We start from the raw sequence: 22,457 nt of genomic DNA, 5'->3' as shown, positions 1-22,457 counted from the left end.
CTCCGGATCCGGAGTGGGCTCGGGGGTCGGAGTGGGCTCAGGAGCCGGAGTGGGCTCCGGTGTGGGCTCCGGGGACGGCGCGAGCGCGGTCACCGCGAAGTCGTCGATTCCGACCGGAACAGCAGCCCTGGCCCCGGAGGACGTGTAGAGCGCGAAGCCGTATCCGCCTGCGGACTGAATCCGCGCGTTCGAGTCGTCGGAGTACGTCACCTGCCAATCCGCCGGCTCCGCGGCGTTCGACTCCCAGGCCTTAGCCGCCAGTGCCACCGGACTCGTGCCGGCGACGCTGAACGCCACCGTCAGCGTGTCACCGCCCGTCACGGTGAGGGGAAGCCGACGCTCGGCCAGATGCTGCACGCGCATGAGGTCGGTGAGCCGCACGACCGATACGTAGGCCGAGCCGTCGGGGTGGACGCGCACGCGCACCCCGTACGAGTCGGCGCCGGACACCCGGACCGCCTGGGAGAGGTAGAGCGGCCCTCCCACGGGCAGCTCGGGAACGGTCAGCGAGAACCGGCTGTCCACATCAGCGGCGACGGCACCGTCGATGGTGGCCCTGGCGGTGATACCCGGCTTGCGACTCGCGAGCAGCGCCTGCTCGCCGGTCACGCTCGCCGTCGCTTCCACGACACGCCATGGGCCGTCGGGCGAAGACCCCCACCCCGAGTCGACCGTGCGATCCATGTCGTCGGCGATGACAGGAGCGTCCGTGGCATCCGCGGACTGTGCGAGGAGCGGAGCGTCGTCGGCCAGTGCCGACGCAGGAACGGCTGTCAGCGCCGTCGTGAGCGCGACGGCAGCTGTCAGCGCTCCTGCGAGCATCGTGCGGGTGCGTAGCCGGGGCGGACTCGAAGTCTCGCGTGAGGTGCGGTCGAGGAGCGGAGTGGGCACGGTGTCACCGTCTTCTGGGGCAGATTCATGATCACCCCGCAGCTCCGCCGCAGTTTCAACCCCGGGCAGCAAAGTGCGAGTCCCCCTCGCAACTCATGAAGAATACCCCGGCCATCCCGGCGAAGACAAACGAAAACGGCGAGGCACCGATATACTCCGCCGCATCCGCGCGTCGGATGTCGCCTCAGTCGCTGTAGTACTCGCTGCGGTGACGATCCGGCCGGGCGCGGTTCAGAACCGTGCCGAGGATGCGGGCACCGCCCGACTCGAGCGACTTGATGCTCTTGGCGAGCGCGGCGCGGCGCGTCTTCGTCGCGTCGACCACGAGGATCACGCCGTCGGTCTGGGTGGCGAAGAGGTTGGCGTCGGCCACGCTGAGGATCGGCGGGGAATCGATGACCACGTAGTCGTACTCCGCTGCGGCGAAGTCGAGGAGCTGGTTCATGCGCGCCGACGTCAGGAGCTCCGCAGGATTCGGCGGGATGGTACCTGCGGGCAGGATGTCGAGCGTGCTGTCGGCGACACTGTGCTTGGCGACCTCGAACTCGACTTCGTCCAGCAGCACGCTGGTCAGACCGATCGAGCCGTCGATGCCCGCGTGCTCGTGCGCCCGCGGCCGCCGCATGTCGGCGTCGATCAGCAGCACCGAGTTGCGCAGACCGGCCAGGGTCATGGCCAGGTTGACCGAGATGGTCGACTTGCCCTCCGCCGGCATGCCCGACGTCACCAGCAGCACCTTCACCCGCGAGGAGACGTTCGCGTAGGCCAGAGCCGAACGGATACGGCGGAACTCCTCCGAGGTGTGGCCGAGCGGCTCCTGCGCGACGGCGATGCCCCGCATGGCCAGGAGAGGCGACTTCGAGACGACGCCCAGAACAGGGTCGCCGCCCGCCTCCGTCAGCGTCTCCTCGTTGCGCATACGGGTGTCGAGCACTCCGATGAGCACCGCGATGGCGAGGCCCAGGACGCCCCCGAGGAAGCCTCCGAGAAGGGCATCGCGCGGCTTGCTCGGCGTGAACTGGAACTCAGGCACGACAGCGTCGTCGATGACCTGCGCCGTGATCGTCGATTCGCCCTGCGGGTCCTTGGGCGCCACGTCCTTGACCACGATGATGAGCTGGTCCGCCACGGCATCGGCCAGCTCGGCCGCTGCCTTCGGATCGTCCGTGATCCCCGTGATCCGCAACGTGACCGTGCTCTGGGGGATCGTGACCTCGATGTCCCTTGCGAGGGCTCGCGGAGTCGTGTCGAGCCCCAGCTCCTCGATGACGGGGTCGAGCACCCGCGAACTGGTCGCCAACTGGGCGAACGACAGCATCTGGCTCTGCGTGTACACAGAGCCCTGGTTGAGGTCAGAGGCGCTGGTTCCCTGGTTCAGGGCGAAGTACAACGAGGTCGTCGCCTGGAACAGGGGGGTCTGCAACGAGGCGTACCCGAAGGACCCTGCAGCCCCGACGACGGCGCAGAGCACGATCGCCCACCAGAACTTGCGCAACGAGCTGGCGATCACGCGCAGACTCACCCGGCTCTCGCCCATGACTCCCCATTCCCCCTGAGACTTCGATTCTAGAGGTGTTCGTTCCTGCGACCTCATGATTGTGCAGGGGGCTTCCCGACGAGGCGCTGCCGGTGCACGGGTCCGAGCGCGTCTTGGAGTGCTTCCTCTGACTGCTGCTTCCCTCTGCCGATCACGTCCGCGTCGCGCGCCCACGTGATCGCCAGGCCCACGCAGAACCAGAGGAACATGCTGTACTGCGTGATCAACGCCACCACCACGAGGCTCGGCAGCTGTCCGACGACGGCGATCGACGCCGGGCTCCTGGTCGAGCGTCGTACGGTCATGATCGCCGCGCAGACCAGGGCGGCCATGATCAGCAGTGTGGGGACGTACCCGTACCGGAGCAGAGTGAGGACGAGCGCGTTGTCGACGGAGCGCGCGAAGTAGCCGAGGTAGTAGTCCCCCGAGACGAGCGAGTGCCAGTCCCCCGGGTTGCCGAAGAGCTGCACCTGCTGGAGGAGCACCAGGAGATCGGTCCGGTAGTCCGCGCTGCCGCCCGCCTCGTCACCCGCCGCCCCGAAGACGGAGTCGATGATCGGGATGGCGATCGCGGTGCCGATGACACCGGCCGTGACGACGGCGACCCGGAACCGCGTGGACACCCCGACGATGAGGAACGTGGACAGCACCAGCGTGAGCACGAGGGTGAGCTGTCCGGCGCGGCTGAACGTCAGCACCGTCGCCACCGCGACGATCACCACGCCGCCGATCTTCGGGATCAGCCGCCACTTCGTCGCCACGATGAACGCCGACGACATCGCCAGCGCCGCTCCCAGGGCGATCGAGTGGCCGAACGCGCCCTCGACCCTCAGCACCCCGCCGCGTTCCTGGAGAGGACTCCAGGTGTCGTAGACCACGCCGGATCCGGGGATCAGGACGAAGGGATTGAAGGAGGTGAAGAACTCGATAATGCCGAGGACGGCTGCCACGATGGCGACGACCGCGATCGTCGACGTGACCCATTCCGGCGCGACCCGGGCGAGCACCACGCGTCCCCAGAGATAGGGGATGACCCATTCGAGCAGAGCGGCGACGAGCGACGGGAGATCGACCGTTCCGAAGCCGTACAGCCCGACGATCACGATGACGAATGCCACGACCCAGGCGTCTGCGGCGCGCAGCGGGACGACCGACCAGTTGACGATGATCATCAGGGCGGTCAGCAGCGTGATCGCGGCCCAGTAGAAGCCGATGTTGACGCCGACCCAGAGCGGCACGAAGAAGAGGACGCAGGCCCAGCCCACGAACGCCGTGCGCGGCAGCAGCCTGAGCACGAAAACGACGATGGCCACTGCTGCGATTCCTCCGACGGCGAGGAGCGCGATCGGAACAGCAGTGGCCATGCGTCAGGATCTTACTGGGGCGCGGTGACGCGGAACGAATCGAACGAGACGTTCAGGGGCGCCGTGGAGCTGCCCGACCGGTTGCCGCTGAGACCGACGGAACCCGCAGCGAGCGGAGTCGTGTCCGTCGCGTTGATCTGCCAGTTCGCGGGCTCTGTCGTGCCGGTCGCCCAGATCTTCGCCGAGATGGCGGTGGAGGCCGATCCGGTGACGGAGACCTTGAGGCTGTACGACGTGTTCGCCGCCCACACGAGTCCGGGTACCGCCTGCGTCAGCAGCACCGTTCCCTCGCGGTGGACCACGAGCCAGACGGTTCCGTCAGGACGGAGCCACGCACGGGCGAAGTACTTCCCGGCAGCGGTCTGCCTCGCGATCACGCCGACGTAGGCGCCGCCAGCGGCAGGAGCCTGGTCGACGCGGAACTGCGTCTCGAGGATCGCGTCGCCGATCGAGGTCGAGTTGAGCGTGGCGTGGCGGGTGTCCCCCGCGACCAGACTCAGCTTGCCCTGGCCGTCGGCGACGGTCGCCGCCGCCTGCGAACCGCCGGCGATCGTCCACGCTCCGCCCGTGACCGCGGTTCCCCAGCCGGGCCCCGCCGTGCGGTCGAACTCATCGCTCGCGAGCGCGGCCGGGTTGGGCTGAGGCTGCGGGTCGACCGGCGGTGCCGTGACCGTGACCTGCTGGGTCGCGGTGTGGGTGGCCCCCTTGTCGTCCGTCACCGTGAGGGTCACCGTGTAGGTGCCCGCCGCGGTGTACGCCCGGGAGCTGGTCGCCCCCGTGCCCGTCGATCCGTCTCCGAAGTCCCAGGCATAGGACGCGATGGTGCCGTCCGAGTCGGTCGATGCCCCACCGTTGACGTTCACGGTCAGCCCGGTGGTCGACGCCGTGAAGGTCGCGGTCGGCGGCACGTTCGGCTGCGGCTGCGGCTCCGGCTGCGGCTGCGGCTCGGGCTGCGGTGTCGCCGCCCCGAGGTTCTTCAGCGTGAAGTCGTCGAAGCTCGCCAGGTTGGTGCCGGTCGCGCTGCCTGCGCGGTAGGAGAAGACCGTCGGCGCTCCCGCGACCTGCAAGGCGGGCGTCGTGTCCGTCGTGGAGAGCTGCCAGTTGGCGGGCTCCGCAGCTCCGGCAGCCCACAGCTTCGCGCGGATGGTCGTCGTCCCGGACCCCGTCGTCTCCATGGCGAGGTTGAACGTGCTTCCCGCGGTCCAGGTGAGACCGGCGACGGCGGTGCTGGCGATCGCGGTTCCGTTGCGGTGGATCACGAGCCACGTGGTCCCGTCCGCCCGGTGCCACGCGAGTGCGCGGTACCCGTTGGAGCCGGAGCGACGTGCACCGAGTCCTTCGTAGGCCACACCCGTCGACGGGCCGGAGGCCAGCGTGTAGGTGATGCGCGCGGACGTGTCGAGGAGAGACGTTCCCTGCAGCAGCATCTCGCGCGTCTCACCCGGCGTGAGGTTCACCTTGCCGACGCCGTCTCCGACGGAGGTGACGGCGGCCGAACCGCTCATCGGCGCCCAGGTGCCGCCGATGTCGGCCGCGCCCCATCCGCTCGACACGACACGACCGAAGGAGTCGGACGCGGCGAACACCTGAGCCTGGACGGTCACGGACTTCGTGACGCTGGCCGATCCGCCGAGGCTGTCGGTCACCGTGAGCGTGATGTCGTGCGCACCGGGCTGGGCGTAGGTGTGACCGGCGGTCGCACCGCTGCCTGCGGCCGTGCCGTCACCCCAGTTCCAGGAGTACGACAGCGTCGCGCCGTCGGAGGCGCTCGAGCCCGCGGCCGAGACGTCCACGTTCATCCCCGACGCCGTCGCGGTGAAGGTGGCGACCGGGTTCGCGTGGGTCGTGACGGACTCCCGCGTCGTCGTCGCCGTGCCACCGCGGTTGTCGGTGACCGTCAAAGTGACCGTGCGCGTGCCCGCCGAGGCGTACACGTGGCTGGCGACCTGGCCGGAGGACGTCGAACCGTCGCCCCAGTTCCAGTCGTACGAGGCGATCGTGCCGTCCGAATCGGTCGATGCCGAGGCGTCGGCCGAGACCGAGAGCCCGGTGCCCGACAGCTCGAAGGACGCGGTCGGAAGGACGTTGGCCGCCTGCACCGTGACGGGGTTCTCCGTCGTGGTGGCCAGGCCGTTGCTGTCGGTCACGGTGAGCTTGACGGTGTACGTGCCCGCCGCCGTGTAGGTGTGCGACACCGTCTTACCCGTCGCGGTGGCCGAGTCGTCCCCGAAGTCCCAGCGGTAGCCGGTGATCGTGGCCGAGCCGGTCGGCGCGGACGTGCTGGCGTCGAATGCCACGGCGAGATCCGTCGGCGTCGAGGTGAAGGCCGCGGTCGGCGGCTGGAAGCCCTTGCCGATGCCGTAGTGGGTCTGCACCTGCGCGGCGGTGAGCGCGTAGGGGTACACCGCGACCTCGTCGAGAGCTCCCTTGAAGTTGCTCGAGCTCGGGGCGGAGGGCCAGCTGTTGATGTTGTCCCCGCCGACACGCCAGTACCCGACGTAGTTCTCGGCGGTGGTCGCGCCGGCCGCGGACGAGACGAGCACGCCGTCGATGTACAGCTTCATGCCGTCAGCGCTCTGCGTGGCCACCGCATGGTGCCAGGCGTTGTTGTTCAGCGCCGTGGTGTTCTGGATCGTCTGCGTGCTGCCGTTGTAGGTGCCGAACACAAGACGCCCGTTGTTCGTCATGTAAAGATGACGGTCGTAGCTCGTGGAGTCACCCGAGGCCGCCGACCCGTAGCCGAGCAGCTTGCCACCGTTGGTGGTGTTGGTCTTGAACCACAGCTCCGTGGAGAACTCCGTCGATGCGGCGATCTTGTCGGTCGAAGAGGCTCGCCCCGACGAGGTTCCGCTGAACGTCGATGCGCCGGTCGCGGTGTTCTCCACGCCCGAAGCCGACGACGTCACGCCGGAGCCGAACACGGGAGGGTTCGCGCCCGCCCAGTCCTGCGCCGCGGTGCCCAGCGGGTAGTAGAGCTGCGGGTTGTCGGCCGAGATCGCGTTCGTGTAGCTCGAGACCGTTCCCGATGCGACCGTGACGCTCATGGCCTGGCTGCTGACGGTGTTTCCCGCGCTGTCCTTGGCGCTGACCGTGTACTCCTGCTGCGATCCCGGTGTCGCCGTCTTGTCCTCGAGGGTGACGGACGGCCGGTTCCACCACGTGCCGTTGGCTGTGGTCGTGGCGACCGGCGTGGCCGTGCCGGTGCGACGGAGCTCGTACGTGAGCGTCAGATCGTCGCGGTCCCAGTTGGCCGGGATCGACACCCGGACGCGACCGGGGATGAACGACTGCGCCGTGCCGGTCCAGTTCGCCGCCGCGAGACGGGGACCGTCCTTGGCTCCGCCAGGGGGGTTCGTCGAGAAGCGCACGAGTCCCTCGAAGCGGCCGTTGTTCACGGACCGGAACTCACCGCCGATCGAGATCATGTTGCCTGCGCCCGTGATCGACAGACCGGCCTGTCCCATGCCCGTCGTCACACCGACGGCCCAGTCGGGCGTCCAGGCGTAGGGCGACGGTGCAGGAGTGCCCGCCCAGTTCTTGTAGGTGCCGCCGGCTGCGGGCTGGTTGCCCAGCGAGCCGCGAGCATCCGCCGTGTACGCCTCCGAGTAGCGGTGCGTGCGCGGGTTCTGCTCCGGGTGCAGGCTCATCGTGCCGCACGCGTGCGTGTGGCTGGTCGTGTAGACGACCTTGCCGGTGGAGTACACGCCGTAGTGGTCACCGAGGCAGTCGGCGATCCAGCGGACCTGGCCCGTCCCTGCTTCCGCCGCGAAGGTCCCCTCCAGGTTTCCCGTGGCGGCGTCGGCGTAGACCCAGCCGGTGCCGTACACGGCCTTGTCGTCGGCCGCGAGACCGAAGATGCCGGCCTTGCCGGAGTTCGAGCCCGTGTTCGAGCCGTTCTTTACCGTCTGCGGGAGTGCCCAGGACGTGTCGACCGCGCCGGTCGCCTTGTCCAGTGCCACGGTTCCGCGCATCGTCAGGTCGCCGTTGACCTGCGAGAAGCGCCCGGCGGCGATGACGTTCTGCCCCGCCGGGTCCATGACCATCGCGTCGACCTGGAGGTCGGTCTGCGGCGCCCAGCTCAACAGGGCTCCGTTGGCGGCGTTGAAGCCGGCGAGGTTCTTGCGGGCGGTGCCGTTGCCCTGCGTGAACAGCCCGCCCACGTAGACGCTGGTGCCGGAGGTTGCGAGGGCGTAGACACCGCTGCCGCCGATCGACGGGTTGAAGCCGGCCACGAGCTGGCCGGTCACGGCATCGAGGGCCGCGAAGTTCCAGCGGGCCTGACCGTTGACGGAGTTGAACGATCCGCCGATGTAGATGCGGCTGCCGTCCGGCGACGCGGCGACGGCCTTGATCACACCGTTCACCTGCGGCGCGAACGAGAGCAGCTGACCCGTGTTGATGTCGTAGGCGAGCACGTTGGAGCGGGCCGTCAGGCTCGTTCCCGGCGTGGCGAGCGGGGCCCTGGCGTTGTCGAACTTGCCGACCGCATAGACGGTCGACCCGATCATCGTCTGCGCCCAGACGTAGCCGTTGTCGATCTGCACCGTCGGAATCGGATCCGAGGTGACGACGTTGTCGTCACGCTGCAGCAGAGGCGGTGGGGTCGAGGGGACGTCTGCTGACGCCGCCTGCGCTCCCAGTGTCGTCATGCCTGCGACGAGCAACGCCGCCGTCACGACAGACGCGAGTGCGCTCAGCGCTCGCCTCGTGGTCGATGTGTTCCCCATAGTGACTCCCCAGCCGCCAGTTTTCTTCTTCGAAAATGAGTTAGTGCAAGTGAAAAACGAGAGTGATGCGAGTGATTACGCGCGCGTCAGGACAGCTGGCCGGCGAAGGTGGCCACCGGCTCGCCCGCGGCGTAGTTGACGCTGATCTTCACCGAGCGCCCCTGCGTCGGATCGAGCATGAAGACGTAGGTGCCGGTGGTCTTCGCGCCCGCGGCGACCTCACCCTGCAGGGGTTCGTTCGGGCCGGCGGTCGTGGAGACCCCGATGTCGCCGTCGTCCGTGACGAGACTGACGACCGCGGAGTCGACGCTCTGCGCACGCTTCGAGTCGTTGGCCACGGTCAGCGTGACGACCACCGCGGGTCCGGCGTACTCGCCGGGCGTCTCGGGCTTGATCGTCGTGGTCGAGATCTTGTCGATCGTGACGACCATGTCGGTGGAGAGGGAGATGGGCGCGTCGAGCGCTCCGTTCTCCTCTGTGAGCGCCGGGCCTTCCGTGGGCCCCTGGGCCTCGGTGTCGGCGGGCGGCGTCCAGTCGGTGGTGCTGGTGCCTGCCGGCGCCGGCGATTCCGAAGCGCTCGGCGCGGCAGCGGTGCAACCGGCCGTCACGAGTGCCAGCGCAACCAGAGGCGCGACGAAGATCGCGCGTCGTGAGCGCGAAGTGCCGTCCCCAGAACGGCATGATGAAACGTTGAACACTGCAGCTCCCCAGAACCCAGATTCCTCAATCCCGAAGCCCCCTCGGCTTCAGGTCCCCTTCAACCGCGCGGAACGCGGCGTCGGCTAATCATAGTGTGAGGTCTGGAAAACCACAAGTGCCCGGTCAGGACGCGTGTCGACGATGGCCCGTGAGCTGTGCGAGGACCGTCGCGATGGCGGCATCGACCTCGTGGATCGTCTCCAGGTGACCGCGACTCCCGTGCCGATCGGCGATGCTCGTCGGATCGACGGTCCCCCGGGCCTGGAACAGCTGACGCAGGCGTGCCCCGGGGCCCCCAGGCGGTGTCAGCGGGACGGCGCGGGAACGTGCACGGTCGAGGTGCGCCACGTACTCCACCACGCGGTCGGAGGCGGAGGACGAGAAGCCCTCCCCCAGATGGGCGGCTTCCTTGATCGTGAACATCCAGTCACGCGAACGCGGTGCCATCCTCACCAGTTCACCACGGATGTCGCGCGATGCGGTCAGCACGATGCTCGCCTGCTCGACCTGCTCGATCGTCACCGGCTGCGCCCGATGCTCCTGCGCCCAGGCCTGCCATTCCTCGTCCTCATGGACCGAGGCCACCGCCGCGCAGATCGGGTCGCCGGCGTTCGCCCGCACACCGGCACTGCTCACGGTGATGGGGGAATCCGCGCCGAGCCCGCGACGAAGAGCCAGCTCGGCCAACGGCGACCGGCACACGTTAGCCGCGCACACGACCAGGATCTTCTCGTCCCTCATGCGGAGGCACCGAGCCTTCCGATCTCGCGGAACCACTTCACCGCGGCGAGCGCGAGGAACAGGACAGCGGCCAGGCACAGAGCGCCGTAGCCGACGAGGAATGCCGGCGTCCATCCCCACAGCACGAACACGAGGCACACCAGCCCGAAGTCCGTCGGCAGCAGGATGAGCGAGCGCAGCAGGGTCCCGCCTCCTCGCTCGTGGGTCGACGCCACCGCGTGCTTGCCCTTGAGTAGATCGTTCAGGAGCATTCCCGAGAACGTGGTCGTGGCGACGATGCTGAACACGATCGGGATCAGCAGGAGAAGAGGCGTGTCGGGAAGCACCCGATAGAGCCCGATCAGCACGGCGAGGTGGAGGGAGGCGATCTTGAGCGTGTCGATGAAGTGATCGAGCCACTCGCCCTGGGGGCTTCCCCCGCCGCGCAGACGCGCCACCTGACCGTCGGCCGAGTCCCAGGCGTAGCCGAGCACCAGCAGCAGAGCGATCAGGAGGCCCATGGGCACGTTCACGGGGCCGAACGCGATGAGGCCGATCGCGATGAAGGAGTGCACCGCGCTGATGATCGACACCTGGTTCGGGGTGAGACCGATCCGATACGCGACGGCGGCGAGCACCCGACCGATGCGCCGATTGACGTACACCGAGTAGGCGGGCGCCCCACGAGCGTGCCCCTTCTGCGCGCGTGCGAGACGGTGATAGGCGTCTACGACCATTTCCTGCCCTTCTGGCCCGAGGTGTGCGTCCGCGCGATCCGTCGGGCTTCGCGCACACCGCGAAGATAGGCCCGGATCGGAGCGGGCGACTGGATCAGCTGTCGTCGGCCACCGCGGAGGATGACCTCCCTGGCGGTGCGCGGGATGGACCGGCGCCAGCGCTGCACGGCCTCGTCATCGAGATGGCGCACGGCGTAGAGCATCCGATTGCGGATGTTGTAGTAGTAGTAGCCCTCGGACTTGGCGCGTGAGGTCTCGGGCTCCGCGCGCTGCGTGCCTCCCTCGTCGTGCACGGCCCTGGCGTCCTCGACGAGGGCCAGCGATCCGCCGGCCGACACGACACGACGCGAGAAGTCGACGTCCTCCCAGTAGAGGAAGTAATCGTCGTCGAACCCGCCGGCGAGATCCCAGACCTCGCGCGTGATCCACAGGCAGGCCCCGCTCAACCATGGTTCGAACGGCTGGGTGTCCCCGGCGTCGCGCTTGCGGCGTGCGCGCATGGTGCCGTCGGCGAGCAGGAGATCGATCCCGGCGAACCAGGTCTTGCCGTCCGAGTCCGTGATGACCGGCGAGGCGAGGGTCGTGCGCTCGGCGTCGGTGGCTGCGGCCAGTCGGCGCAGCGACGCGCGATCGATGTGCGCGTCCGGATTGATCACGAGGACGTCGGTGGCACCCTCGGCGAGCGCGCGCGTCACCCCGATGTTGACCCCGCCGCCGAAGCCCGAGTTGGATCGCGGTTCGATCAGGAGCCAGCCCTGCGCGTCGGCGATCGTCGCGGCAGCGCGCCGTTCTTCGGCGTTCGACCAGTTGTCGACGACGATGACGAGCGCATGCTGATCGATCGCGCGCGCCTCGCGCTCCACCATCACCAGGTTGCGCTCGAGCAACCCCGCCGAGGCGTAGTTGACCACGACCACGGCAAGCCGTCCGTGCTCGATTGACACGCGATCCTCCCCCCGGATCCGGATCACGGATCGCCTCGGGTCGCCGGTCGAATTCCCCAGAGTCGCGACCGACGTCGACTCCCAGGTGAACGACTATACGCGAGAGCTTCCTCGACGAGCGGCTTCAGGGGTTCACGATACGATGAGCCGGCGTCGGAGTCGAGGCGCGTTACTGCCATGGGGATGGGGCGGATGACCAGGGGACCGGAATCGAACGACATGATCAGGGTGACGATCGGCGTACCCACGTACCGGAGGCCGGAGCTGCTCCGAGCGCTGCTGCGCACGCTTCCCGAGCGGATCGCCGAGTGCGCAGACCTCGGGGTCACGGTGGACGTGCTGGTGGTGGACAACGATCCCGCCGGCTCCGCCAGGGAGGTGGCCGAGGGTGCGAGCGTCCCGGTCCGCTACGTCGTCGAACCCGAGCCGGGGATCGTCGCCGCTCGCAACCGCCTCCTGGACGAGTGCGCCGACTGCGACCTGCTGGCCTTCATCGACGACGACGAGGTCCCGCGAGAGCGGTGGCTCTCCGCGCTCATCGAGGTGTGGCGCGAACACGGCGCCGATGCCGTGATGGGGCGTGTGATCTCCGTCTTCGACGAGGACGTCGACCCGTGGCTCCTCGCATCCGGCACCTTCCGACGGCCGCCAAGGCAGACGGGCACCGTGCTCCAGGTGGCAGCGGCGGGCAACCTGCTGCTGGACCTCCGCTCCATCCGGCGGCTCGGTCTGCGGTTCGACCCTTCGCTCGGTCTCGGCGGCGGCGAGGACACACTCTTCTCCCGGCAGCTCGCCAGCCGAGGCGGCTTGATCGTGTGGTGCAACGAGTCCGAGACGGAAGACCTCGTCGTCGCCGCGCGCCTGAGCCGCGCCTGGGCGGCACAGCGTGCCTTCAGCTCGGCGAACGCGGGCACCCGCATCCAGCTCCAGCTCACCGACGGGAAGATCCGCCGCGGGGTGCTGCGACTGCGGGCGCTGGTCGGAGGCGTGGCCCGTATCGTCGTCGGCGCCCTGCGGAGAGCCTTCGGCGCCCTGACCTCGAGCATCACCCATCACGCCAGGGGAACCCGGCTCATGCACCGCGGACGGGGCACGATCGCCGCCGCCCTCGGTCGACGCTACGACGAGTACCGACGCCCATCGGAGGATGACGCCACCATGACCGTTCCCGGATCGACCATCCGCGTGATGCAGTCGTTGGGCGCTCCCCGTCCGACGACGAACCCGTACAACAAGATGCTCGACGAAGCACTGGGCTCGACCGAGGGCCTCACGCGTCTGCGGTTCTCGTGGGGCACGGCGCTGTTCGGGCGCTACGATGCCTTCCACTGGCACTGGCCGGAGGCGAAGCTGCACGGATCCACCTGGTGGAAGTCCACGGGCAAGTATCTGCTCACCGCCGCGCTCGTCTTCCGTCACCGCCTGTCGCGTCGGATCGCCGTGGTGCGCACGGTGCACAACATCGAGCTGCCGGACGACAACGCGCCGCGCCTGTGGCTGCTGCGTTTCATCGACCGCCACACCGACTACCGGATCGTCATCAACGAGACCACCCCGCTCGCGCCCGGCACGCCGCACAGCTTGATCCTGCACGGCGACTACCGCGGCTGGTACGCGAAGTTCCCCGCTGCGGAGAAAGTTCGGGGCCAGCTCGGCTCCTTCGGCGGGATCCGCCGCTACAAGGGCCTCGAGGGGTTCATCGACGCCTATGCGGAGGCCGTCGCGGTGGAACCGGCTTTGAGCCTGCGGATCGGCGGACGCCCGTCCACCCTCGAGCTCGGCGATGACCTCCGTGCACGGACGGCAGACCTCCCCGGAGTGAGCCTGCACCTCGACTTCCTGAGCGATGCCGAGCTCGTGCAGCTCGCGACGTCTTCCGACCTCATCGTGCTGGCCTACCGGTTCATGCACAACTCGGGCAGCGTGCTCGCCGCCCTGTCGATGGACCGACCCGTGCTCGTGCCCCGCAACGAGGCGAACGAAGCGCTCGGACGCGAAGTCGGTCAGGAGTGGGTGCTCATGTACGACGGAGACCTCGATGCTCCGACCGTGGTGGAGGCGTGGCGGGCGGCGACCACGCTGACGGGTTCGCCCGACCTCTCCCGAAGGGACTGGGCCGATGCAGGCCGTGCCCACGCCGACGCGTTCCGCGCGGCCGTGCGAGTGAAGCGACGCGGCGCGAAGCGCTAGGCGACGGCGGGCCGCGGCGCGGTCACCTCGGGGTCAGCAGCCCCCGCACCAGGGCGGCGACCATCACTTGCGTGGTGAACTGCCGCTCGACCTCGATGCGCCCGTTCCGCCCGAGTTCGGCGGCGCGCTCTGGGTGATCGAGAAGACGGAGCAGCGCGAGGGCGAGCTCGGCGGGATCCTCAGCGGGAACGAGGTGACCGGTGCGCCCCTCACCGACGTACTGGCGCATCCCCGGGGTATCGGAGACCACGACCGGACGGGCCGTCGCGAGGGCTTCGAGCGCGACAGTCATCCCGGATGCGTGGAGGTTCTCCCTGGTCGGAACGACCACGACGCTCGCCGTGGCGTAGAGGTCACGCAGCTCGGCGTGGGGCAGATGGCGGACGACCCGCACCCCCTCCGGCGGGTCGAGGTCCGAACGGGTCTGCACGACCACGTCCGTCTCCGGACGGATGGCGAGCACACGCGCGAGCGCCGCGAAGAGGGTCGCCGGGTCGCGGTCTCTGTCGTTGCCGGCGCTGACGATGCACGGCCGCGCCGGGTAGGGCCTCGCGACGAAGAAGGAGCTGTCGATGCCGAAGGGCACCGCGAACACCCGCGTCTCCGTTCCCCCCAGCATCGTGCGCAGCGGCTCGACCTGCGCCTCGCTGAGCACCCAGGCGGCCTCCGCCCTGCGCAGCATCGCCAGCATCCGCTCCGGTGCTCCGTCTGTCTCGGCCATGTCGGTGAGCCAGATCACGCCGGTGGCGAAGCGATCCCGCGGGTGCGTGGTCTGCATCCGATAGGCCGTGTTCTCATCCCAGGTGAGCGCAAGACCGCGGGCGGGACGCGGCCCCAGGGAGAGTCGCGAGCGAGCCCGTGCGATTCTGCTCGGCGGGGCGAGGTCGACCACCTCCACGGCCGCGTGGTCGCGTAGCGCATCGAAGCCGTACGGCCAGACACTGGGCACCTCTCCCCTGGCGTGGCTCTGCTCCCAGGCGCGCGCCGACTGTTCGGCTCGATGCGCCCAGGTGAGAGTCAGGGAGGGACCGCCCTCGGATTCCACGAGCCAACTATGGACCTCGCCGCGGATCCTGGCAAGAGAGAAGTTCCGGAGATCGCTTCGCTCTGCCTTCGAGCCCCGCCTTCACGCTCCGGCGCTAGAGCTCGCCGGGCTTCATCACCTCGGCGTCGATCGCCCTGATCACGCGTTGCGCCGCGGTGTCGGTGGGTGGCTCGGCGCCGACCGCATGGTCCTTGCTCCGACGCTTCGGCGCGTACACGACGAGCGAGTGGAACAGGAACCGGGCGAAGAACGCCACGATGAGCGAGAGGCCTGTCGCGACGACGCTCGAGATGTGCCACGACTCGACCATCAGCGCCATCACCGGGATGCGCAGAGCCGCCTCGACGTTGTTGAAGGCGAAGGAGCTGGCGAAGCGGATACCGAGACCGCGGGCATCCGTGCGCATGTCGGCGAACACGAACCGCTCCTGCAGTAGGAAGTTGCCGATGATCGTGACCTCGGCTCCGATGATCGCCGCCCAGATGTACGGCACGCCCGCGGCCGTCAGCACCCACATGATGCCGAGGTTCGCTGCTGCTCCGATCACGCCGATCAGTGCGAACAGCGACATCTTGCCGAAGCGCAGTCGCGCGAGGTGCTCGAGGAACATCGCCCCCTGACGCAGGCTCGCCTTCGAGGTGCCGTGGCGACGCTCGGCGAACTCCATCGGCACCTCGGCGATGCGCATGTCGTTGCGGGCCAGGATCTCCAAGAGGATCTTGAAACCGCGAGGCTGGAGCGTGGAGAGGTCGAGACGCGCGCGGTCGACGAGGAAGAAACCGGTCATCGGGTCGGTGCTGTGGGCCAGGCGGATCGGGAACATGGCCCTGGTGAGCCAGGTCGCCACGCGGGAGACGCCGAAGCGCACCGCCGTGCCGAGACCGCTCGTATCCCCTCCGCCGACGTAGCGCGACGCGGCGACGACATCGGCGTCCCCCTGCGCATACCGGGCGAGGAGGGCGGGGAGGAGCTCGGGCGGATGCTGGAGATCGCCGTCCATCACGATGCAGACGTCGGCCGCGGCAGCCCCGAGCCCGACGACGACCGCGCCGCCCAGACCCCCGGTGTTCTCGGAGCGGTGGAGCACGCGCACGGGGATCGGCGCGTCCGCCGCGACCCTGGCGATCTCGACTGCCGTATCGTCCGTGCTGTCGTCGACGAACAGGATCTCCGCGTCCCACCCGTCGAGCGCTGCGGCCGTGCGCGCCACGAGCTCGGCGACGTTGTCGCGCTCGTTGAACGTCGGCACGATGACCGTGACCCGTGCCCCCACGTCCGCCCCCTGTCCCTCACGCGCATCGCGTGCGGCCTCCATCGTTCCACGGGTTCCTATGCGGAAGGAAACCCGAACCTGCTAGACTCTCGAACCGCGGCTGTGGGAGTCGCGGAGCGGATGGGGATCCGCTTACTGGGGAATTACTGATCTGGGGAGATCATGGGGACGCGTATCGGCTATGCCGTTGGTGCTTTCGACCTGTTTCACGTCGGGCATCTGAATCTACTTCGTCACGCCAAGCAGCACTGCGACATTCTGATCGCCGGTGTCGTCAGCGACGAGATGCTGCGTCAGGTGAAGGGCATCGAGCCCGTCATCCCGACCGCGGAGCGTGCGGAGATCGTGAAGCACATCTCGTTCGTCGACGACGTCTACGTCGAGACGACGCCTTCGAAGATGGACTCGTGGCGCGACGTGCAGTTCACGCACTTCTTCAAGGGCGACGACTGGCGCGGCACCGACAAGGGCCTGCGCTTGGAGCGCGAGTTCGCCGAGGTCGGGGTCGAGGTCGTGTACTTCCCGTACACGGCGCACACGTCGAGTTCGTCGCTGCGCCGCGCCCTCGACGCGATCACCGCCGGGGCGAACGCTCCCGCCGTCGCCTCGGTGCGCTGAGCGCCTGAGCGGTCACCGGGGTCACCCGGACGATCCGCCTGGTCTGCCTTCGCGCGGCTCTGTCGGCCTTCGCGCGGCTCTGTCGGCCCTCGCGCAGCTCAATTGGCCCTCGCGCAGCTCAATTGGCGACGCCGAGGAGGCTCCGCGCCATGCGGGCCACGTGCGGTGGCGTGTGCGGCCCGAGCCAGACCGTCCACTGCGAAGGCGGCTCGCTGCAGGCCCATTCGACACACCAGGCATGCACCGCGTTCGCAAGCCTCTCTCCTCGCGTGTGGGCCCTGGTACCGTCTCCGCGAACCAGCCACCGCACCGACACCCCGTCGGGGGCGTCGATGTGTCGGAACTGGATACGCGCCGCCGCCTCGAGGATGACGACCCCCTGGGCGTCCCACGGCAGCCGCGCGGCGATGCGTGCGATGAACCCGGCATCGGCCGCATCGCCGGCGATGAGCACGGCACCCTCGATGTCGTCCCAGTCGGGGTCTTCCAGGTGTTCGCATGCGCCCATGCCCCCAGTGTAAGTAAGGGCACCCTTACTTACAAGAGATGGATCCGATGCGGCGCTCCGTCTCGGCGCTAGCGCGCTCTCCCTCACCTCGTCAACCACCTGTGCCGTGGCGCTCAGCGGGAGCATCCTGCTGGCGTGAACAGACCATCGTCACGCCGCGAACGCTTCCAGCCGCGGGCGGCCTCGATCCTCGGCGCCCTGCTCCTGGCGACCTCGCTCAGCGGCTGCGGCGTCACCGTGCCCGCCGACCCGGACGGAACGCTGAGCACCGTGTCGGGCGGCGAACTGCGCGTCGGAACCGCGCCGGACGGCGACCTCGTCCATGTCGACGGGGGTGCGCCGAGCGGGAGCATCGTCGACCTGGTGGATGAGTTCGCCTCGAGCATCGACGCAGAGACCGACTGGACGGTCGCCTCGGAGGAGACGCTGGTGTCGATGCTCGAGGACGGCGAGCTCGACCTCATCGCCGGAGGTATCACCTCAGACACCCCGTGGGTGGACAAGGCCGGCGTGAGCCGTGGATACACGCAGATCCAGGGGGCGAACGGTCGCGAGATCGTCATGCTCGTCCCGCTCGGCGAGAACGCGTTCCTGACGAAGCTCGAGACCTTCCTCGACGAGGAGGTCGGCGGATGACCGAGACCGGGCAGTTCGGGCGCACCACCCTGCCGCCGAAGCAGCAGCGCGCGCTCCGCAGCGCGGTGAAGTGGGAGATCTTCACGATCGTCTACACGTCGATCACGATCGCCGTCATCGCTCTCGTGGTCGGGGAGTCGCAGGCGATGCGGACCGCGTGGATCGAGGACATGCTGTCGCTGATCCCGCAGATCGCGTTCCTCACGGCTCTGCTCCTCGTGCGGCGTCGACCGACAGGGAAACACCCGTACGGCCTGCATCGCGCCATGGGCGTCGGCCACCTCGTCGCGGGTGTCGCGCTCCTGGCCGTCGGTCTGAACCTCGCCGTCGAGGCCATCACCGGACTGGTCGCCGCCGAGCACCCGACGATCGGCACGGTGCAGTTGTTCGGGCAGACCGTCTGGCTGGGTTGGCTCATGGTCGCCGTGATGGTCGTCGTCATCATCGGCCCCGTGTTCATGTACGGCCCGGCCAAGTCGAAGCTCGCCCCCGTGCTGCACAACAAACTCCTCTTCGCCGACGCCGACATGGCGAAGGCCGACTGGCAGACCACGGTGGCATCGATCGTCGGGGTGCTCGGCGTGGGTGTCGGGCTCTGGTGGCTGGACGGCGTGGCGGCGCTCTTCATCTCGCTCGGGATCATCTGGGACGGCTTCCGCAACACGAGGACGGCCGTGGTCGATCTGATGGATCAGCGCGCGCGCACCTACGACAGCAAGCACCCGCATCCCCTCGCCGCCGACATCGTGTCGTATCTGCGCAGTCGCCCGTGGATCGCCGAGGCAGGGGTGCGCATGCGCGATCAGGGTCAGGTCTTCCACATCGAGGCCTTCGTCGTGCCGCACCGACGCAAGGTCGCGCTGCATGATCTGACCGCGGTCGCCGAGGGGATCACCGACATCGACTGGAAGATGCAGGACGTCGTGGTGGTGCCGGTGGAGAGACTGCCCGACGAAGCGGACACCGGTCGATGAACGCCCAGCCGCCACTCAGCGCCAGCCCCTCCGGGCGGCCGTAGGCTGGGTGCATGACTTCTCCTGCCTCCGACACCATCACGATGTTCGGCGCCGACTGGTGCCGCGACTGCATCCGCACCAAGAAGCAGCTCGACGCGCTCGGGGTGGAGTACACGTACGTCGATCTCGTCGCCGAGCCCGCGGCCGCAGACGTCGCGAAGGAGATCTCGGGCCGTACCAACATCCCCGTCGTCGTGTACCCCGATGCCTCGCACCACGTGGAGCCGTCGAACGCCGACGTCGAGTCGAAGCTGCGCGAGCTCTCGCTGATCTGATCCGGCCGCATCGCGCCGCTACACTGGCGCGATGAGCACCGAGGCTCGGCCCGAACGAGCATCAGTCCGCCTGTCTGCCCGCACGATCGTGCTGTACGCGATCGGCTCGCTCGGCACCGGCGGCTATGCCACGTTGCCCGGGCTGGTGCTGACCTACTTCCTCACGGACAACCTCGGCGTCGCCGCGCTCGCTGCGGGGATGATCGTGACGGCCGCGAAGATCTGGGATGTGCTGATCGATCCGCTGATCGGCGCCGCATCCGATCGTCAGCTCGCCCGCACCGGATCGCGTCGCGGTTTCATGGTCACCGGCGCGCTCGCACTCCCCGTCTTCTTCGCCCTCACGTTCGCGGTACCGCCGTCGTGGGGTCCGACCGCCGGAGCGATCAGCGTACTGCTGGCCTTCCTCGCGACCGCGACGGCCTTCAGCCTCTTCCAGGTGCCGTACGTCGCTCTGCCGGCTGAACTGACCGGCGATTACGACGAGCGCACACGTCTGCTCGGGTGGCGCGTGGTCGTGCTCACGGCGGCCATCCTGCTGTTCGGCGCCGGCGGCCCGGCGTTGCGCAACGCCGGTGACGACCCCGTCATGGGCTACCTCCTGATGGGCATCGCCTCCGGGCTCGTGATCGGCATCGGGATGCTCATCGCCTCCCGCACAGCGGGCGTCGCCGCCGAACGCGGCGCGGTCACGCCCGGCGCGGCCGTCGCCGCATCCACATGGCGTGATCAGTACATGTCGGGCTTCCGGGCACTCGGACGCAGCCAGCCCTTCCGCGCGCTGCTGGGCACCTTCGTCCTGCAGGCCCTCGCGACCGGGACGATGCTCGCCGGCGCGCAGTACGTCGCCACGTGGGTGCTGCGCTCGGAGGATGCGGTGACGTTCGTGTTCGTCGCGCTCGTGGGCCCGGCGCTGCTCGCGACCCCGGGGTGGACGGTCATCGCCCGACGCGTGGGCAAGGAGCGGGCCTTCGCGATGGCCAGCGCGCTGTTCACGGCTGCTGCCGCATCGCTCGTCGTGGCCGTGTGGTCGCCCGGCCTCTGGATCTACGCCTCGGTCGCCGTCGCCGGCATCGCGTACGCGGGGCTGCAGTCGCTGCCGATGGCGATGCTTCCCGATGTGATCTCGCACGACGAGCGTACGAGCGGGGCAGGGCAGGCCGGCACGTTCACCGGCATCTGGACCGCCGGGGAGACGGTGGGGTTCGCCCTGGGCGCGACGGCGGTGTCCCTGACCCTTGCAGCGACCGGCTACGTCTCGACCGTCGCCGGCACCACCGTCGAGCAACCGGCGGCCGCGGTGACGGGCATCGTCCTCAGCTTCAGCATCCTGCCCGCCGTGTTGATGGCCGGCAGCCTGGTGACGCTCCGCCGCTACCGACTGCGCCGCGCGGACATCGATGCCCTCGAGACCTCCGACGCCTAAGCTGGGATCCCGTCCGAAGGAGACGTCGATGACTTCTGCGAGCACAACCGCCACCTCCCCAGCGGCCGCCGCTGCCACGTCGAAGGGTGCGCCGAAGGGTGCGCCGAAGAACGAAGCGCCGGGGCTGGGCGAAGGCGAACGGGAGCGGCTCGACACCGCTGTCGACGCCCTCCAGGTCGGAGCGCGCACGTGGTCGGCGCTCACGGTCGCCCAGCGGGTGACGCTGCTGCGGGCGCTTCGGACGAGCGTGGCCTCGACGGCGGAGGACTGGGCGAACACGGCCGCGTCCTCGAAGGGCCTGGACGCGCGCCATCCCCTCCGCGGCGAGGAGTGGCTGAGCGGTCCCTACAGTGTGCTCGGTGCTCTCGACGCCTACATCGAGACGCTCTCCCGTCTCGCGAACGGTGCCAACCCCCTCGACGGGATCTCCATCGATCGCGCACCGGGCGGACGCACCCGCGTACACGCCTTCCCCCTCACCGGCATCGACAGGTTCCTGCTGTCCGGATTCACGGGCGAGGTCTGGCTGGAACCGGGGATCACCCCGGGAGCGGCACGCGCATCAGCCGGTCTCGCGCAGCGCACGCCCACCGAGTCGGGCGGCGTCGGCCTCGTGCTCGGCGCGGGGAACGTGACCTCGATCCCGGTGCTCGACGTGCTCTACGAACTGCTCGCCCACAACCGCACGGCACTGCTCAAGGTGAACCCCACGCAGGATGCGCTGGTGCCCGTGTACAAGCGTGCGCTCGCGCCCCTCATCGAGCCCGGCTTCCTGCGCATCGTCCGCGGCGGGCCCGCCACCGGCTCGTATCTCACCGGTCATCCAGGCCTCGTGCACGTGCACATCACCGGCTCGGCGGCGACGTTCGACACCATCGTCTGGGGCCCGTCGAAGGGTGACGGCGCATCGGCGACGAAGCGACGCCGGCGTGAGAACCGTCCGCTGCTGAAGAAGCCGATCACGGCAGAGCTGGGCGGCGTCTCGCCGATCATCGTGGTGCCTGGCGCGTGGACCGACGCCGACCTCACCTACCAGGCCGAGCACATCGTGACGATGCGCCTGCAGAACTGCGGTCACAACTGCATCGCGGGCCAGGTCGTGATCATGTCGTCCGACTGGGACCAGGCCGACGCCTTCCGCGCAGCCCTGCGACGTGCGTATGCGAACGCCCCCGAGCGCCCCATCTGGTACCCGGGATCACCCTCGCGGATGGACCTCGCGACCGACGCCTACCCCGATGCTCTCGTGCTCGGCGACCGACTGCTCGTCGAGATCGATGCCGACGACGACCCGACCGCCCTGGAGAACACCGAGTACTTCGCACCGGTGCTGGGCGTCGTCACCGTGCCTGGCACGGGCCAGGAATTCCTCGACGCCGCTGTCGCCCACGCGAACGACAGACTGCAGGGGACCCTCGGCGCGAACCTGCTGATCGACCCCGCGACCGAGAAGTCGCTCGGCACCGGCTTCGAACGGGCCATCGCCGCGCTCCACTACGGCTCCATCGCGATCAACGGCTGGACCGCATTCGGGTTCATCACCCCTACCCTCACCTGGGGCGCGTTCCCCGGCGGCACGATCGACGACGTCGGGAGCGGCATCGGCGTCGTGCACAACGCCCTCCTGCTCGACGGGGTCGAGCGCTCCGTGCTGCGTGGCCCCTTCCGCCCGTTCCCGCGGTCGCTCCCGATCGCGAACGGGGGCGGACGCCTCACCATCCTGCCGAAGCCGCCGTGGTTCGTCTCCTCGCGGACCGGCGCCGCAGTGAGCGAAGGGCTGACCCGCTATCGGGTGGACGGCCGCATCAGCGGACTCGTGAAGACCCTGATGAAGGCGCTGCGGGCCTGACG

The 22,457-nt window shown here is 69.0% G+C and carries 17 protein-coding genes and 1 pseudogene; 7 read left to right on the top strand and 11 right to left on the bottom strand.

The genetic code is table 11. The annotated features are described in order from the left end of the window. The 8 genes and pseudogenes from FFS56_RS20545 to FFS56_RS12490 form a co-directional block, all read right to left on the bottom strand. A pseudogene (locus FFS56_RS20545) lies at positions 1-891 on the bottom strand (hypothetical protein); the annotation flags it as partial. Between the two features lie 184 nt (positions 892-1,075). Then, positions 1,076-2,428, bottom strand: a complete 1,353-nt coding sequence (locus FFS56_RS12520) for a polysaccharide biosynthesis tyrosine autokinase (protein ID WP_052748602.1) — start codon at positions 2,426-2,428, stop codon at positions 1,076-1,078. A gap of 53 nt (positions 2,429-2,481) precedes the next feature. After that, positions 2,482-3,792 (bottom strand): hypothetical protein, encoded by a 1,311-nt coding sequence (locus tag FFS56_RS12515; protein ID WP_052748603.1) that lies wholly within the window; start codon positions 3,790-3,792, stop codon positions 2,482-2,484. Between the two features lie 11 nt (positions 3,793-3,803). Next, positions 3,804-8,519 (bottom strand): PKD domain-containing protein, encoded by a 4,716-nt coding sequence (locus tag FFS56_RS12510; RefSeq protein WP_233437378.1) that lies wholly within the window; start codon positions 8,517-8,519, stop codon positions 3,804-3,806. Between the two features lie 86 nt (positions 8,520-8,605). Continuing rightward, positions 8,606-9,127 carry a DUF4352 domain-containing protein gene (locus FFS56_RS12505; protein WP_231589632.1) on the bottom strand — a complete coding sequence of 174 codons (522 nt, stop codon included), beginning with the start codon at positions 9,125-9,127 and terminating at the stop codon, positions 8,606-8,608. 214 nt (positions 9,128-9,341) lie between these two features. Further along, positions 9,342-9,959: a hypothetical protein gene (locus FFS56_RS12500; protein ID WP_052748604.1), complete on the bottom strand. Its 618-nt coding sequence runs from the start codon at positions 9,957-9,959 to the stop codon at positions 9,342-9,344. Next, positions 9,956-10,675 (bottom strand): CDP-alcohol phosphatidyltransferase family protein, encoded by a 720-nt coding sequence (locus FFS56_RS12495; protein ID WP_046746653.1) that lies wholly within the window; start codon positions 10,673-10,675, stop codon positions 9,956-9,958. The genes FFS56_RS12500 and FFS56_RS12495 overlap by 4 nt, the downstream gene beginning before the upstream one ends. Beyond that, positions 10,666-11,619, bottom strand: a complete 954-nt coding sequence (locus FFS56_RS12490; RefSeq protein ID WP_231589633.1) for a glycosyltransferase family 2 protein — start codon at positions 11,617-11,619, stop codon at positions 10,666-10,668. Before FFS56_RS12490 ends, FFS56_RS12495 begins: the two co-directional genes overlap by 10 nt. A 192-nt stretch (positions 11,620-11,811) precedes the next feature. Here FFS56_RS12490 and FFS56_RS20800 point away from each other — a divergent pair, with 192 nt between their 5' ends. Further along, a complete protein-coding gene (locus FFS56_RS20800) occupies positions 11,812-13,809 on the top strand; it encodes a glycosyltransferase (RefSeq protein ID WP_231589634.1) in 1,998 nt (665 codons plus the stop codon). Between the two features lie 22 nt (positions 13,810-13,831). On the opposite strand, the gene FFS56_RS12475 is transcribed toward FFS56_RS20800, so the two are convergent. Both FFS56_RS12475 and FFS56_RS12470 read right to left on the bottom strand, forming a co-directional pair. Next, positions 13,832-14,854, bottom strand: a complete 1,023-nt coding sequence (locus tag FFS56_RS12475) for a glycosyltransferase family 4 protein (protein WP_127011751.1) — start codon at positions 14,852-14,854, stop codon at positions 13,832-13,834. A 94-nt stretch (positions 14,855-14,948) separates the two neighbouring features. Beyond that, positions 14,949-16,169: a glycosyltransferase gene (locus tag FFS56_RS12470; RefSeq protein ID WP_127011750.1), complete on the bottom strand. Its 1,221-nt coding sequence runs from the start codon at positions 16,167-16,169 to the stop codon at positions 14,949-14,951. 120 nt (positions 16,170-16,289) lie between these two features. Between FFS56_RS12470 and FFS56_RS12465 the strand changes: the two genes are divergently transcribed. Then, on the top strand, positions 16,290-16,745 hold the full coding sequence (locus tag FFS56_RS12465; protein WP_046746655.1) for an adenylyltransferase/cytidyltransferase family protein: 456 nt from the start codon (positions 16,290-16,292) through the stop codon (positions 16,743-16,745). A 118-nt stretch (positions 16,746-16,863) separates the two neighbouring features. Here FFS56_RS12465 and FFS56_RS12460 read toward each other — a convergent pair whose 3' ends face one another. Further along, positions 16,864-17,253: an SIP domain-containing protein gene (locus tag FFS56_RS12460; RefSeq protein WP_164734075.1), complete on the bottom strand. Its 390-nt coding sequence runs from the start codon at positions 17,251-17,253 to the stop codon at positions 16,864-16,866. Between the two features lie 135 nt (positions 17,254-17,388). On the opposite strand from FFS56_RS12460, the gene FFS56_RS12455 reads away from it, so the two are divergent. The 5 genes from FFS56_RS12455 to FFS56_RS12435 are packed head-to-tail and all read left to right on the top strand — an operon-like array spanning position 17,389 to position 22,455. Next, entirely contained in the window at positions 17,389-17,889 is a 501-nt protein-coding gene (locus FFS56_RS12455; protein ID WP_231589635.1) for a hypothetical protein, read from the top strand. Next, entirely contained in the window at positions 17,886-18,863 is a 978-nt protein-coding gene (locus FFS56_RS12450) for a cation transporter (RefSeq protein ID WP_046746657.1), read from the top strand. Before FFS56_RS12455 ends, FFS56_RS12450 begins: the two co-directional genes overlap by 4 nt. A 53-nt stretch (positions 18,864-18,916) precedes the next feature. Continuing rightward, positions 18,917-19,180 carry a glutaredoxin domain-containing protein gene (locus FFS56_RS12445; protein WP_017831447.1) on the top strand — a complete coding sequence of 88 codons (264 nt, stop codon included), beginning with the start codon at positions 18,917-18,919 and terminating at the stop codon, positions 19,178-19,180. A gap of 31 nt (positions 19,181-19,211) precedes the next feature. Continuing rightward, a complete protein-coding gene (locus FFS56_RS12440) occupies positions 19,212-20,606 on the top strand; it encodes an MFS transporter (protein WP_233437377.1) in 1,395 nt (464 codons plus the stop codon). A 28-nt stretch (positions 20,607-20,634) separates the two neighbouring features. Further along, complete coding sequence (locus FFS56_RS12435) at positions 20,635-22,455, top strand: aldehyde dehydrogenase family protein (RefSeq protein ID WP_171011053.1); 1,821 nt, start codon at positions 20,635-20,637, stop codon at positions 22,453-22,455. The last annotated feature ends 2 nt before the right edge of the window (positions 22,456-22,457 follow it).

This window comes from Microbacterium sp. Beta, from assembly GCF_005502545.1.
Lineage (GTDB): Bacteria > Actinomycetota > Actinomycetes > Actinomycetales > Microbacteriaceae > Microbacterium > Microbacterium oxydans.
Note: the sequence above shows the minus strand (reverse complement) of the source record. Positions and strands in the feature narration are given on the sequence as shown.

Coding starts and splice junctions, on each gene's coding strand:
- FFS56_RS20800 (WP_231589634.1), top strand. CDS start 11,812: ATGACCAGGGGACCGGAATCGAACGACATGATCAGGGTGACGATCGGC.
- FFS56_RS12510 (WP_233437378.1), bottom strand. CDS start 8,519: ATGGGGAACACATCGACCACGAGGCGAGCGCTGAGCGCACTCGCGTCT.
- FFS56_RS12515 (WP_052748603.1), bottom strand. CDS start 3,792: ATGGCCACTGCTGTTCCGATCGCGCTCCTCGCCGTCGGAGGAATCGCA.
- FFS56_RS12450 (WP_046746657.1), top strand. CDS start 17,886: ATGACCGAGACCGGGCAGTTCGGGCGCACCACCCTGCCGCCGAAGCAG.
- FFS56_RS12470 (WP_127011750.1), bottom strand. CDS start 16,169: ATGGAGGCCGCACGCGATGCGCGTGAGGGACAGGGGGCGGACGTGGGG.
- FFS56_RS12500 (WP_052748604.1), bottom strand. CDS start 9,959: ATGAGGGACGAGAAGATCCTGGTCGTGTGCGCGGCTAACGTGTGCCGG.
- FFS56_RS12465 (WP_046746655.1), top strand. CDS start 16,290: ATGGGGACGCGTATCGGCTATGCCGTTGGTGCTTTCGACCTGTTTCAC.
- FFS56_RS12445 (WP_017831447.1), top strand. CDS start 18,917: ATGACTTCTCCTGCCTCCGACACCATCACGATGTTCGGCGCCGACTGG.
- FFS56_RS12435 (WP_171011053.1), top strand. CDS start 20,635: ATGACTTCTGCGAGCACAACCGCCACCTCCCCAGCGGCCGCCGCTGCC.
- FFS56_RS12495 (WP_046746653.1), bottom strand. CDS start 10,675: ATGGTCGTAGACGCCTATCACCGTCTCGCACGCGCGCAGAAGGGGCAC.
- FFS56_RS12460 (WP_164734075.1), bottom strand. CDS start 17,253: ATGGGCGCATGCGAACACCTGGAAGACCCCGACTGGGACGACATCGAG.
- FFS56_RS12440 (WP_233437377.1), top strand. CDS start 19,212: ATGAGCACCGAGGCTCGGCCCGAACGAGCATCAGTCCGCCTGTCTGCC.
- FFS56_RS12520 (WP_052748602.1), bottom strand. CDS start 2,428: ATGGGCGAGAGCCGGGTGAGTCTGCGCGTGATCGCCAGCTCGTTGCGC.